General features: G+C 60.2%; 1 pseudogene. It reads left to right on the forward strand.

What is annotated here, in order from left to right:
* Positions 1–618: pseudogene (locus tag CW267_RS29870) on the forward strand (transketolase); the annotation flags it as partial.

Raw genomic sequence — 618 nt, forward strand, 5'->3', positions numbered from 1 at the left:
CCGAGAAAACTCTGGCGGCGCAGTTCAACCGTCCGGGCCACGATATCGTCGACCACTACACCTACGCCTTCATGGGCGACGGCTGCATGATGGAAGGCATTTCTCACGAAGTGTGCTCCCTGGCCGGGACCCTGAAGCTGGGCAAACTGGTGGCCTTCTATGATGACAACGGCATCTCCATCGACGGCCACGTTGAAGGCTGGTTCACCGACGATACCGCGAAACGCTTTGAAGCCTACGGCTGGCACGTGGTGCGCGGCGTGGACGGTCACGACGCTGACGCCATCAAACGCGCAGTAGAAGAAGCGCGTGCGGTCACCGACAAACCGTCCCTGCTGATGTGCAAAACCATCATTGGTTTTGGTTCGCCGAACAAAGCCGGTACCCACGACTCCCACGGCGCACCGCTGGGCGACGCAGAAATCGCGCTGACCCGCGAAGCGCTGGGCTGGAAACACGCGCCGTTTGACATCCCGTCTGACATCTATGCGCAGTGGGATGCCAAAGAAGCCGGCCAGGCGAAAGAAGCGGCGTGGAATGAGAAGTTTGCTGCCTACGCGAAAGCCTTCCCGCAGGAAGCGGCCGAATTCACCCGTCGTATGAAAGGTGAGATGCCGT

It is taken from the genome of Klebsiella sp. X1-16S-Nf21 (assembly GCF_002837615.1).
In the GTDB taxonomy this organism is placed as follows: domain Bacteria; phylum Pseudomonadota; class Gammaproteobacteria; order Enterobacterales; family Enterobacteriaceae; genus Klebsiella; species Klebsiella variicola.